This is a genomic window from Arachidicoccus sp., assembly GCF_050436765.1.
GTDB lineage: Bacteria > Bacteroidota > Bacteroidia > Chitinophagales > Chitinophagaceae > Arachidicoccus.
This window is the reverse complement of record NZ_JBNQGD010000357.1, coordinates 1-13,315: the sequence shown is the minus strand read 5'-3', so window position 1 is coordinate 13,315 and position 13,315 is coordinate 1. Positions and strand designations below refer to the sequence as shown.

Below are 13,315 nucleotides of genomic sequence, written 5' to 3'. Positions count from 1 at the left end.
TACAGGAGTAGATATTGCAGGAGAAAGGCATCCATTCATATATACACCTGACAGCAAATATTGGAGTGCAACAACACTACCCTGGATGGCGTTTGGTTACAACACACTTATCTCTCCTCTTGGTATAGCTATGTTGTACAATGCCATTGCCAATAATGGTACAATGATGAAACCATACTTGGTGTCCGATATTTCTTCTGATGGCAATATTGTGAAACATATGGACTCTGTCGTTCTACGTCAAGTAGCCGATTCAAGTGTCGTACGTCAATTACAATCTTGTTTGTATGGAGTATGCAATGATCCACACGGAACAGGTTATACATTATTACAGGGCCTGCCTTTTAAGTTATGCGGCAAAACAGGTACAGCATTGGTAGCAAACGGTTCTCAAGGATATGCCGATAAAATATATCAAGCCGCTTTCGCAGGATATTTCCCGGCAGACGACCCACAATATACCTGTGTTGTCGAAATAGTAAACAAGCCTCACGCAGCGCTTTACTACGGTGCAAGTGTAGCGGGGCCGGTGTTTAGAGAAATTGCAGAACGTCTTTATACGCTATATGTACGCCGCAACAATAAAAATCAATATGCAGCATTAGACAGTTTAAAACATACAAATGCAACATACAGCTATACAGGTTCATCCTACGATTTTAAAGATGTCGCCAATGGGCTAGGTATAAAATACAGCACAGACGTTTCTGCAAGTACGCCTTGGGCGACGCTTTATAGCGACAGCAGCAATACGGATAAATTAACAGCGTTGCATTTAATGAATGGAAAGCAAATGCCCAATTTATCCGGGCTTGGATTGAAGGACGCGTTATATGTCTGTGAAAGTATGGGATTGAGGGTAAATGTAAAGGGTGCAGGCAGAGTAACACAACAATCAGTTAGTGCGGGTACACCAGTAGAAAAAGGACAAATAATAAACATTCAATTAAGTATTTAAGATCTAGAGATAGCATTGAAAACATTACAAGACATATTGCACAAAGTACATCTTACACGGGTTAATGGCGTGTTGGACAAGCAAATTGCTGCCGTACAGATCGACTCACGAAAAACGGCAGAGCAAACGCTATTCGTGGCACTAAAAGGCGTACAAAGTGACGGTCATTCATTTATAAGCAAAGCTATTTCCCTGGGTGCAAGCGCAATTGTTTGTGAAATTATGCCGGAATCCTTGCATGAGAATATTACTTATATACAGGTAAGTAACTCACACGAAGCTGCCGCAATTATTGCGCACAATTTTTACGACCATCCATCAGAAAAAGTTCAATTGGTGGGAGTTACAGGGACAAATGGCAAAACTACCATAGCAACTTTATTATATAATTTGTTTACTGGCCTGGGTTATAAATGCGGGTTGATAAGTACGGTGCAAAACAAAATTGGCAACGAAATTTTATCTTCCACACATACCACACCCGATGCTATTTCGTTAAACGAGCTTCTAAACAAGATGGTGGAAAGTGAATGCACACATGTGTTTATGGAATGTAGTAGCCATGCCATTCACCAGCATAGAATTACGGGTTTAAATTTTAAAGGCGCCATTTTTAGTAATATCACACACGACCATTTAGATTATCACAAAACATTCGATGAATATATTAAAGTAAAGAAAAGTTTCTTCGATCATTTGAATTCAAGTGCTTTCGCCATTTCTAATTTAGATGACAAGCATGGGGCTGTAATGTTGCAAAATACAAAAGCGAAGAAATTTTTCTACAGCCTGAAAACAATAGCCGATTTCAAAGGGAAAATTTTGGAGAATGTACTTACCGGATTGGTAATGGTGATTGGTAACGTGGAAGTAAATTTTAGGCTTATAGGAACCTTCAACGCCTACAACCTCTTAGCAGTTTATGGTGCAGCAGTTTGCCTAAAACAAAATCCGGATGAAATATTGCGCGTTCTAAGTATGACAGTCGGTGCAGAAGGCAGATTTGAATATATAGTTAGCAGCTCGAACATCATCGCTATTGTGGACTATGCCCACACGCCTGATGCTTTGGAAAATGTATTATCTACGATAAACAAATTAAAAAAAGGAGATGAGACGGTCATTACCGTTTTTGGTTGTGGTGGAGATAGAGACAAAACAAAAAGGCCAGAAATGGCTTTTGAGGCATCCAAATTGAGCGATAAGATAATAATAACAAGTGACAATCCACGCACCGAAGATGCAAATGAAATTATCAAAGAAATAGAGGCAGGATTAAATAGTGCAGGCAGGAAAAAAGCAATAAGTATTGTCGATAGAAGAGAAGCAATAAAAGCAGCCATCAGTTTTGCAAAAAGTGGTGACATCATTTTAATTGCAGGAAAGGGTCATGAAAAATATCAGGAAATAAATGGTGTAAAACATCATTTTGATGATAAAGAGGTGCTTGCAGAAATGTTCGCATTATTAGAGAAATAAAGAGTCATTGATTCATAATTATCAAATTATAACCAGAAAATATGTTATACAGTTTGTTCACATGGCTGAAGCATGAGTTTAATATTTCCGGAGCGGGATTGTTTCAATTCATAACGTTTCGAGCTGCTTTGGCTATTTTGTTATCGTTGTTTATTGCAACGGTATATGGCAAACGTATTATCAACTATTTATCAAAGAAACAGATTGGCGAAACAGTTCGCGATTTAGGTCTGGCCGGGGAAACACAAAAGAAAGGCACACCGACAATGGGTGGTATTATTATTTTGTTGGCCATTTTGATACCCACTTTATTGTTAGCAGATTTAAGTAAAGTTTACGTACGGCTAATGTTGTTATGTACCGTATGGCTAGGCGTTATCGGTTTTCTAGACGACTTTTTGAAATTAAAAGCTAGAAGAAACGCACAAAAAAAAGGGGAGAATTATAAGAAAAAAGATAAAGATGGTTTAGCCGGAACGTCAAAAATAATCGGGCAAGTGGGTCTTGGAATTATCATAGGCGCAACTTTGTATTTCAATCAGAATGTGGCCATGGAGCGCGAAGTTTTACCACTATCGCCTAACAGCACCGAAGTAGTAAAAGTAAATAACCCGAACGAAGTAATACATAAAGTAAATGGTGTTGATCGAAAATATGTGCGCGTACATCAGCCCATCACAACAATTCCATTTGTGAAAGATCATGAATTTAATTATACACGTTTAATTAGTTGGATAGGCCCCGGAGCAGAAAAATATTCCTGGATTATTTATATTCTGGCGGTCACCTTTATCATCACCGCTGTATCTAATGGGGCCAATATCACCGATGGCCTGGATGGCCTTGCTGCAGGCGTGAGTGCCTTAATTGGGGTCGGCTTAGGCATCTTGATATATGTTTCAGGCAACTACCAGATTGCCGGATATTTAAATATTATGTATATCCCCAACCTGGGAGAGCTCTCCATTTTTATCAGCGCTTTTGTGGGGGGGTGCGTAGGCTTTCTTTGGTATAATGCTTATCCAGCCCAAGTGTTTATGGGCGATACAGGAAGTTTAGCATTGGGTGGCATTATCGCATCGCTCGCCATCATCGTAAGAAAAGAATTATTGATACCTATTTTCTGTGGGGTATTCTTAATTGAAAACCTAAGTGTCATAATTCAGGTCTTTTATTTTAAATATACCAAGAAAAAATATGGTGAAGGCAGGCGCGTGTTCCTAATGAGTCCCCTGCATCATCATTATCAAAAAAAAGGGTTTCACGAAAGTAAAATAGCTATACGTTTTTGGATTATCACTGTTTTATTAGTGGTTTTTGCAATAGCAACTTTAAAAATAAGGTAATATTAATGAGCGACAGATCATCAAATACTAAGCAGTTAATGTGCATACTTGGCGCCGGCGAAAGCGGCGTGGGCGCAGCATTGTTAGCAAAGAAAAATGGTTATGACGTCTTTGTAAGCGATTCAGGAAATATTTCAGATAAGTATAAAAAAGAATTAGAAGAAAATAACATCGATTTTGAGCAAGGGCATCATTGCGAAGAGAAAATACTATCAGCAAGTGAAATAATGAAAAGTCCGGGAATTCCGGAAAAAAATCCTTTAATAAAAAAAATAAGAGCCAACAATATCCCCATTATAAGCGAAATAGAATTGGCTTATCGTTATAAAGGTGATAGTAAAATTGTAGCGATTACCGGTACGAACGGAAAGAGTACAACTACGTCGTTGATTTATCATATATGCAAAACAGCGGGATTGGATTGCGCTCTTGTAGGAAACATTGGTTACTCATTTGCCAAACAAGTTGCGGAAGACCCAAAAGCATTATACATAGCTGAGATCAGTTCTTTCCAATTAGACGATATTATAACCTTCCGACCCGACATTGCAGTACTACTTAATATAACAGAAGATCACCTCGACAGATATGATTACAAAATAGAGAATTACATAAATAGCAAATTCAGAATAATAGAAAACCAAACAGCCAATGATTATTTCATTTATTGCATCGATGATGAACTCATTATGGCTCATTTAAAAAATATTACTATCTCATCTAACCCATTACCTTTTTCTATGAAACAAGAAGTAACCAAAGGCGCTTACATTAAAGACAATCAAATGATGATTAAAGCACAGGAAGAGCGCATAAGCATGAATATTTACGATTTCGTGGCACTCAAAGGTAAACACAATCAATACAACACAATGGCCGCAGGCATAGCAGCGTCTGTATTAGACATCCGAAAAGAAAAAATCCGGGAGGCAGTGCAGACTTTCGAAAGTCTCGAACATCGCATGGAATTTGTAGCCACTATTCGTGGTGTAGAATTTATCAACGACAGCAAAGGCACCAATCTTAATTCGGTTTGGTTTGCATTAGAAAGCATGACAAAACCAACGGTACTCATTATGGGAGGCGTAGATAAAGGCAATGACTATACCTTAATTGAAGATTTAATCAGCGAAAAAGTAAAAGCAATTGTATGCTTAGGAATCAATAACAAAAAAATACACGAAGCCTTCAGAGACAAAACAGCGACTATCATTGATACGCAATCCATGAAAGATGCAGTAACAGAGGCTTACAAGCTAGCTGAAAAAGACGACGCAGTATTATTAAGTCCTGGCTGCTCGAGTTTCGACCTATTTAAAAATTACATGGACAGGGGCGATCAGTTTAAAGCCGAAGTAAAGAATTTATAATATCCAAACAAAATATTCGACAAAACCAAGTATAACAAAACATGATTAATGAGTTTTTAGACATAGAGAACACATTCAAAGGATTAACCAACAAAACAAAGGGCGACCGTTACATATGGGCTTCTGTAGCTTTGCTTGCGCTAATTTCTGTACTCGTTGTATATAGTGCAACGGGCTCTCTGGCTTATAAAATGAATCATGGCAATACTGAAGTTTATTTATTCAAACAAATTGTCTTTATTATCATTGGGTTGGTGGCTATCTATTTTCTGCATCGTGTCAACTATGCATTCTATTCCCGCATCGCAGTCATACTATACGCTATTTCTATTCCACTGCTATTTTATACCCTGTTCTTTGGTGCAGAAATTAATGATGGTAGCCGATGGATAAAGCTGCCTATCATCAATATGACTTTGCAAACCAGTGACTTTGCAAAGCTCGCATTGTTTATGTTTGTTTCAAGACAATTAAGCCGCAAACAAAAAGTAATAAAAGACTTCAAAAAGGGGTTTCTCCCTGTATTCATTCCTGTAGCGCTTACTTGTCTTTTAATATTCCCGGCAAATCTGTCAAATGGTCTATTGACGGGGGCAACAGCCTTATTGTTAATGTTCATTGGTCGGATAAGTATTAAGCATATTGCTTTAGTTATCTTAGCAGCAATGATACCAATTCTGCTACTGATTGGTTCAGCAGCGATGCATCACAATTCTAATGTCAATGACGCAGATTCAGGCAATATTGAAACGGTAGAGTCATCAGGGCATTCTATATTTAAACGTTTCAGCACCTGGCGAAGTCGCGTAGAAAATTTCATGTATAATGATAAAAAAGAAGTTCCCTACCAAGTACAGCAATCAAAAATTGCCATCGCCAATGGCAGTATATTATATGGTCTAGGACCAGGTAACAGCAGGCAAAGAAATTATTTACCACAAGCTTATAACGATTTTATTTTTTCTATAATCATAGAGGAATATGGCTTAATCGGGGGGGTATTTATTATTTTCATTTATCTGGTTTTTCTATTTCGATGTATACGCATTTTTCGAAAGTGTCCATTCGCATTTGGCGCATTTTTAGCGTTGGGCCTGAGTTTCACATTAATCATTCAGGCATTAGCAAACATGGCCGTAAATGTAAATATAATGCCGGTCACAGGGGTGACGCTGCCCCTAATCAGTATGGGCGGCAGTTCCTTTTTATTTACTTGTGCTGCTATCGGAATAATCTTAAGTGTAGCATGCAATGTAGAAAAAATGGAAGGGGAATCGCAAAGAAAAATCGTCGAGGGAATCGAGAAAGAAAAGAAAGCCAGTACATTAACAACAGCAACTAATTAGTATACAAATTGACAGAAAACAAAAACATACAAAGAATTATTATAGCCGGAGGGGGCACTGGGGGCCATATCTTCCCTGCGGTTGCTATCGCCAATGCATTGAGGAAGATCGACGCAAACATTGAACTATTGTTTATAGGAGCATTAGGCAAAATGGAAATGGAAAAGGTGCCGCAAGCAGGCTATCAAATTAAGGGTATTGATATTGCCGGCTTCAACAGAAGTTCATTATTGAAAAATATCTCATTGCCCTATAAATTAATAAAAAGTTTTTTCCAAGTAAAAGAAATCTTTAAAGCATTTCCACCTAATGCGGTCATCGGTGTCGGTGGCTATTCTACTTACCCTGTGCTGCGTTATGCGCAAAAGAAAGGCATACCCACGTTTATTCATGAATCCAATTCCTTTGCGGGGAAGAGCAACATTCTTTTGGGGAAAAATGCAAGCAAAATTTTTGTAGCCTCTGAAGGAATGGAGAAATTTTTTCCGGCAGATAAAATAATAATCACCGGCAATCCGGTAAGAAAAATTATATCGGAGTCGACAATTAATCGCATAGAAGGATTACGATTTTTTGGATTGGAAGAAAACAAAAAAACTATTTTGGTAACCGGTGGAAGTCTGGGGTCACGTACAATAAATGAAGTGATTATCAATCACCTCACCGATTTACAAGCACTTAATGTTCAACTGATATGGCAAACCGGAGCCAACAATTCATCTCGATATATTTTGGCCGGCAAATCGTTCTCACGCAATGTATGGGTAGAACAATTTATTCAAGATATAGATAAAGCTTTTGCAGCAGCAGATGTAGTGGTTGCGCGGGCAGGCGCTATGACGATAGCAGAAATGTGTGTAGCGGGTAAGCCGACAGTATTTGTGCCTTTCCCTTATGCCGCTGAGGATCATCAAACGGCAAATGCCATGCGACTCGTAAACAAAAATGCAGCAATATTAATAAAAGATGAAGACGCACATACGAAATTATTCAGCGCCATTACCAATCTGTTAATGGATGACGAAAAAAGAAAATCGATTTCTAAAAATATAAGTTCATTAGCAGTAACTAATGCAAATGAGAGAATTGCAGACGAAATATTAAAAACGATAGCCAAATAAAATGAGTGAACAAAACCATACAAATCCTTTGTTAGCAATAAAAAGCGAGATCAATAAAGTTTATTTTATTGGGATAGGGGGTATTGGCATGAGTGCGCTTGCAAGGTATTTCAAAAGCAGGAAGGTGGACGTTAGCGGTTATGATCGTAAAGAGACCCCTCTCACAAAACAACTCGTATCAGAAGGTATCAAAATTCATTACAATGAAGATATCAAATCAATTTCTCGAGATATAGATGCAGTAATATATACACCAGCTATCGCAGAAACAAACAAAGAATTAATTTTTTGCAGAGAAAATAATTTTATCGTCGTTAAACGCAGTGATGTCCTGCAATGGATAACAGAGCGCACTTTTAATATATGCGTAGGTGGTTCACATGGGAAAACAACCATTTCTACAATGATTGCTCATTTGTTGCGCGATACAAAATATGGCTGTAATGCATTTTTAGGCGGGGTCTCAGCTAATTATAATAGCAATTTTTGGGCTAGTGAAAAAAATGTAAGTGTAATCGAAGCCGACGAGTATGACCGGTCTTTTCTAAAACTTTCTCCCGATCTCGCCGTGATAACCGCTATGGATGCGGATCACCTGGATATTTATGGAACAGCAAGAGAAGTAGAAAACGCCTATATACAATTTGCACAAAGAGTAAAACCTCATGGCTGTTTGATTAGTAAATATGGGTTAAAAAGAGGAGACGAATTATATGCAGATAATCATTTGACTTATAGTTTCGAAGATAAAAATGCCGATGTATTCTCGGTAAACAGAAAAATAATAAATGGTGCATACCATTTTGACATTTCTTATCAAAATCAATTGATTGAAGGTTTTACATTAAATATTGGCGGTCTTCATAATATTGAAAATGCAGTAGCAGCCATAGCGGTTGCTAAATACATTGCTATTGAAGAGGAAAAAATAAAAACGGCTATTGCCAATTTCAAAGGAGTAAAACGTCGTTTTGAATATTATTTAAACAATGACAAGCATATTCTAATCGACGATTACGCACACCACCCTCAAGAATTAAGTGCATTGATAAACGGAATCAGAAGCCTTTTCGATGGAAAGTTAACCGTCGTTTTTCAGCCGCATTTATATAGCCGGACTAATGATATGGCTGCTGATTTTGCCAGCAGTTTAGATAAAGCGGACGAAGTAATCCTGCTACCTATTTATCCAGCCCGAGAATTACCAATGGAAGGTGTAAGTAGTGATTTGATTTTGCAGAGGATGAAAATAAGTAATAAAAGAATTTTGTCAAAAGAAGATTTATTGAAAACAATAAGCCTGGAAAACCCACGATTGATGGTACTATGCGGAGCCGGAGATATTGACGAATTACTATTACCTATAAAGGAGATATTAGAAGCTAAGCAATAATGATAAAAAAGAGGATTATATTATTTTTCTGGATATTGATTGGCATTACTGCCATAGGGCTTCTTATTGCCGGTGCTAAAAACAAAGGTAATAAAACATGCAAAGGTATAAATATTGATATACATGGAGATTCAAAAAATATATACTTAGATCAACAAGGGCTCAAAATACAGATTAATGAATATGCAGGGAAAATCCAAAGACCGATTCGGGAAATCAATTTAAGAAATATTGAAACACAGTTAAAAAAAGACGTCTGGATTAAAGAAGCAAAATTATATTTTGACAACAATCAGATACTACAAGTGGGGATTGAAGAAAATAATCCGGTAGCAAGAATCTTTACAGTGAATGGAAATTCCTTCTATATAGATAGTAGCATGGGCAGATTACCTGTCAATAGGAATGTATTAGCTAAAATACCTGTGTTTACGGGCTTCCCTTCAAACAGAGAGAAACTCTCCGCACCAGACAGTACTTTACTGGCAGGGGTTAAAAATATTGCCAATTATATTTCAATTGATACATTTTGGACTGCATTTATTTCTCAGATAAACATTACTAATTCTGGTGATTTCCAAATCATTCCAACAATTGGCGATGAAGTAATCGATTTAGGCAATGCGGAAAACATAGCAGACAAATTGAATAGATTATATAGTTTCTATCATCAAGTATTAAAAAGAACCGGCATCAATAAATATAAAGAAATAAGTGTACAATACAATGGACAGGTAGTCGCCTCTACAGAACTTGAAACAACCGCACCACCCAATGCACCACCTAAGACTGTCGCAAGTGGCGCAGCTACAACGATAACAAAAACTTCTGCAAATAAAAAAACGATTCAAAAAAACACAACTAAAAACAAAAATAAATGACTAACGAAAATCTAAACACAGAGAAAGATAAAGCTGTAGATATTGATTCTACAGCAAGTAAAGAATCTCCCATAATTGTGGGGCTGGATATCGGCACAACAAAGATTGCAGTTATCGCCGGGCGGAAAAATGAACATGGCAAGTTAGAGATTCTTGGCTTTGGCCATGCACCAAGCAATGGTGTTGAGCATGGGCAAGTATTAAATATAGATCAAACTATGCGCGCCATTACCTCCGCCATGCAGAATTGTCATGAAAGCAATCCTGACCTGGAGGTTAATGAAGTATATGTCGGCATCGCAGGACATCATATTAAAAGTTTGCAAACACGAGGCGATATTGTACGTCAGAACCCCGAAGTAGAGATACAACGCTTCGAAATTGATCAACTAATAGAAAATCAGCGCAAAACATTTATCCCTGCAGGTGATCAAATTATTGATGTAATCGCTCAAGAGTATCACGTAGATAATTTTCAATCGGTGAAAGATCCTATAGGATATAATGGCGTAAAAGTAGGCGCAAACTTTCATATCATTACAGGTGACAGGAATGCAATACGCAATATAAACCGTGCAGTGGTTCGTAGCAATTTAAAAACAAAAGATTTGGTATTACAGCCACTCGCCTCCTCAGCAGCCGTCCTCAGTGACTTAGATATGGAAGCAGGTGTTGCAGTTTTAGATATTGGAGGCGGCACTTCAGATTTAGCCATTTTCCACGATGGAGTACTTAAACACACCGCCGTCATTCCATTTGGAGGAGAAAATATCACCAATGATATTCGCCTGGGGCTAGGTGTTTTAAAACAACACGCGGAAGCCATGAAGAAACAATTTGGCTCCGCACTTACCGATGAAGCAAAAGCCAATGCGTTCATCACAATCCCAGGCCTGCGCGGCTTGCCTCCAAGAGAAATAAGTGTTAAGAATCTGGCAAATATTATCCAGGCAAGAATGACTGAAATATTAGAATTTGTAACTTACCATTTAAAACAGGTCGGTCTAGATAATAGAAAACTTACCGCCGGCATTATTTTAACGGGGGGAGGTTCTCAGCTAAAACATTTGATTCAATTAACTGAATATGTAACAGGTTTAAACGCTCGCATTGGTTACCCAAATGAACATTTAGCGCCAAATCATATTGAACAGTTAAAGAATCCTGTTTATGCAACTTGCCTTGGTTTAATTCTGAAAGGTGAAAATGATTTTGAAAACCAAAATAAGGTATTTGAGAAATCAAATATCATAAAAGGCCCAACAACCCCTATTCTCACCAATGAATTACCAATTGAAAATAATATAGCAGTAGAAGAAGAAAAAAGACCCAAAGAGAAAAAAGCAAGAAAGCCCATCTTATTCTGGGAAAAGTTTAAAAATAATTTAATTGATATGTTTAAAGAAGAAGAAGACCGAGTAATGTAATGAGCGGAATTAATTAAACATATAACCTTATAAAAACATTTAAACAAATAACTACTAACCATTAAATAGTAAACAATTATGATAGACTTTGATATCCCCAAGCAACGCTCTTCCATCATTAAAGTAATTGGTGTTGGTGGTGGTGGCGGCAACGCAGTAAACCATATGTTTCTGCAAAAAATAGAAAATGTAGATTTTATCATCTGTAATACTGATGCACAAGCGTTGGAAAATAGTGCTATTCCCAACAAGATTCAACTTGGGCCGCATCTCACCCAAGGTTTAGGTGCAGGGGCCAATCCGGAAGTCGGTCGTCAAGCAACCGAAGAATCTTTAGAAGAAATAAAAAGAATACTCGAAGTAAATACCAAGATGGCATTTATATGTGCCGGAATGGGTGGTGGTACCGGTACTGGAGGCGGGCCCATCATTGCAAAAATATGTCAAGAGTTGGGCATTCTTACTGTAGGCATCGTAACCACACCATTTAGTTTTGAAGGCCCCCGTAGAAAACAACAAGCTGAAAATGGCATCAAAGAGTTAGAACCACATGTCGATACGCTTCTCGTTATTAGTAACGATAAATTACGTATGCAACACAAGAACCTAAAAATGCGCGAAGCATTTGGAAAAGCCGATGATGTTCTTTCAACCGCAGCTAAATGTATCACCGACATCATTAACAGCAATGGTCAAATCAATGTGGACTTTGCCGATGTTTGCACGGTAATGCGCAAAGGTGGTGTAGCCATTTTAGGCAGTGCAATTGTGGAAGGAGAAGATCGTGCGCAATTGGCAATAGAGAATGCAATTAATTCGCCTCTTCTAAACGACAATAACATCAACGGCGCAAAATGGATTTTATTAAACATCAACACAAGTGCCGGTGATTATGAATGTGGAACAGACGAATTTGAATTGATCAACGATCATGTACGCAATATGGCCGGTGAAAATACCGATGTAATCGTAGGTATGGGTATCGACAATAGTCTTGGAAATAGCATCGCTGTAACACTTATAGCTACTGGATTTGAGCATAAAGACCCATTCGAAGAGAAACCAGATTTCGAAAGCGTTCCTGAAAAAGATAAAGTAATACTCACTTTGAAAATGAATGAAACTGCATCAAGCGATGCAGGCGAGAGCGCTAGCGAAGAGAAAGAAGAAAAAACGACGGAAAAGCCGGCAGAAAAAATTGAAATGCCCACTGTTGTAGAGCTTTCTCCAGCAGAAGAAGAAATGAACGATATACTTTATCAGGCAGGTAATGAAACAATTAATAGTGAGGAATCCATAATTTTTTCGTTAGAAGAAGATAGCGAAGAAAACAAGGAAGAAATACCGGAACAGAAAAAAGTAGAAGTGGTTGACCAAGAGTCTCAACTCAAATATGAAGAGAAGCCCACCGAAACTGTTCAACCGAATCATAGTTTCCTTAGCAAGCCCAATAACATTTATGCTTCGCATCCAAAAGTCGAACAAAAACCAAAAGAAGATGTAAAAAAGCCACAACCCTCTTTCCCAATGTTCCCACAGGAGGAAGAAATGCAAATTGTTTTCAAAGAAAATAAGAATGTTATACTGCCGTCTGTTCCTTTGACAAATGCAGCAGGTAATGAAGATCTATCTGAAGAAGAATTGAAAAAACGTAAAGCTGAAGAGCGTATTCAAAAATTGCGCAATCTCTCTTACAATATTCAGGGAAATGATATTGCCGAGGAATACGAAACAGTACCCGCTTATGTACGCCGTAATTTAGAGATGTTGAACAATAGCCAGGCTGGTAGCTCAGCCGAAAGTTATTATAGTAAATACACCGTAAATAAAGACGAAAAAGAGGGCATCAATATATCAGGCCTCAATGCTTTTTTAGAAGGCAAAAAGCCCGATTGATATGCTTAATCGCCATCTTAGGAATCTGGTTTTTAGTTGTAAATCCCTTAGATATTTCTAGGGGATTTTTTCTAAAATATAACGGGATTTACCTTATG

10 protein-coding genes are annotated in these 13,315 nt (G+C 37.8%); all 10 read left to right on the top strand.

Annotated features, from left to right (window positions below):
• On the top strand, positions 1-958 hold a 958-nt coding region (locus ACQR30_RS15115; RefSeq protein WP_429736593.1), incomplete at its 5' end, for a penicillin-binding transpeptidase domain-containing protein.
• A gap of 15 nt (positions 959-973) precedes the next feature.
• Positions 974-2,437, top strand: coding sequence for a UDP-N-acetylmuramoyl-L-alanyl-D-glutamate--2,6-diaminopimelate ligase (locus ACQR30_RS15110; RefSeq protein WP_429736592.1), 1,464 nt, complete (start codon positions 974-976; stop codon positions 2,435-2,437).
• Between the two features lie 41 nt (positions 2,438-2,478).
• Positions 2,479-3,783, top strand: a complete 1,305-nt coding sequence (mraY, locus tag ACQR30_RS15105) for a phospho-N-acetylmuramoyl-pentapeptide-transferase (protein ID WP_429736591.1) — start codon at positions 2,479-2,481, stop codon at positions 3,781-3,783.
• Between the two features lie 5 nt (positions 3,784-3,788).
• Positions 3,789-5,153: a UDP-N-acetylmuramoyl-L-alanine--D-glutamate ligase gene (gene murD, locus ACQR30_RS15100; RefSeq protein WP_429736590.1), complete on the top strand. Its 1,365-nt coding sequence runs from the start codon at positions 3,789-3,791 to the stop codon at positions 5,151-5,153.
• A 41-nt stretch (positions 5,154-5,194) separates the two neighbouring features.
• Positions 5,195-6,499, top strand: coding sequence for an FtsW/RodA/SpoVE family cell cycle protein (locus ACQR30_RS15095; protein ID WP_429736589.1), 1,305 nt, complete (start codon positions 5,195-5,197; stop codon positions 6,497-6,499).
• 8 nt (positions 6,500-6,507) lie between these two features.
• On the top strand, positions 6,508-7,620 hold the full coding sequence (murG, locus tag ACQR30_RS15090) for an undecaprenyldiphospho-muramoylpentapeptide beta-N-acetylglucosaminyltransferase (protein WP_429736587.1): 1,113 nt from the start codon (positions 6,508-6,510) through the stop codon (positions 7,618-7,620).
• Position 7,621: 1 nt separating this feature from the next.
• Complete coding sequence (gene murC, locus ACQR30_RS15085) at positions 7,622-9,013, top strand: UDP-N-acetylmuramate--L-alanine ligase (RefSeq protein WP_429736585.1); 1,392 nt, start codon at positions 7,622-7,624, stop codon at positions 9,011-9,013.
• A complete protein-coding gene (locus ACQR30_RS15080; protein ID WP_429736583.1) occupies positions 9,013-9,894 on the top strand; it encodes a cell division protein FtsQ/DivIB in 882 nt (293 codons plus the stop codon). The genes murC and ACQR30_RS15080 overlap by 1 nt, the downstream gene beginning before the upstream one ends.
• The gene (gene ftsA / locus ACQR30_RS15075; RefSeq protein WP_429736581.1) at positions 9,891-11,321 is read left to right on the top strand and encodes a cell division protein FtsA; all 1,431 of its coding nucleotides are present in this window, start codon (positions 9,891-9,893) and stop codon (positions 11,319-11,321) included. The genes ACQR30_RS15080 and ftsA overlap by 4 nt, the downstream gene beginning before the upstream one ends.
• 78 nt (positions 11,322-11,399) lie before the next feature.
• The gene (gene ftsZ / locus ACQR30_RS15070) at positions 11,400-13,217 is read left to right on the top strand and encodes a cell division protein FtsZ (protein ID WP_429736579.1); all 1,818 of its coding nucleotides are present in this window, start codon (positions 11,400-11,402) and stop codon (positions 13,215-13,217) included.
• Positions 13,218-13,315 lie beyond the last annotated feature (98 nt).